Origin of the sequence: Gordonia sp. 852002-10350_SCH5691597, assembly GCF_001665715.1 — a bacterium.
GTDB classification, from domain to species: Bacteria; Actinomycetota; Actinomycetes; order Mycobacteriales; family Mycobacteriaceae; genus Gordonia; species Gordonia sputi.
Genome location: NZ_LZMO01000171.1, coordinates 1 through 543 on the forward strand (window position 1 = coordinate 1; position 543 = coordinate 543).

The following is a 543-nucleotide window of genomic DNA, read 5'->3' on the forward strand; positions in this document are numbered from 1 at the left end:
GAAAGCCTGTGCTGCACTGGGGTATTTGACACCCAACTCCGAGTCGCGGAAGGCCTCCCACTCGAGGCGGGCGACCTCGACATCCGGGGCTGTGTAGATCGGTTTGATCGCCCGGGCCACCTCCTTGCGGTCTTTGTAGTTGACGAACCGCATCGCGTTGCGGATCAGATGCACCACACACGTCTGCACGGTGGCCAGCGGCCAGGTCGCCTCGATCGCCTCGGGGAATCCGGTGAGCCCGTCACAGCACACGACCAGCACGTCTTTGACGCCGCGGTTGGCCAGATTCGCGCACACCCCGGCCCAGAACCTCGCGCCCTCTTCGGCCTGTATCCAGATCCCCAACACATGCTTGATACCGGCCATGTCGACGCCAATCGCTATGTGGGCGTGTTTGTTTCGGACGTGGGCGCCGTCTTTGACCTTCACCACCAACGCGTCGAGATAGATGACGGGGTACAGCGCCTCCAGCGGCCGGTTCTGCCATTCGTCGACCGCGTCGAGGACCTCGTCGCAGATCTTGGAGATCGTCTCGTGGGACAG

At 63.0% G+C, this 543-nt stretch carries 1 protein-coding gene; it reads right to left on the bottom strand.

All coding sequences use genetic code 11. From position 1 onward, the window contains the following. Nucleotides 1-543 (bottom strand): IS256 family transposase (locus A5777_RS12000; protein ID WP_156529361.1); only part of this gene is annotated, 543 nt, incomplete at both ends.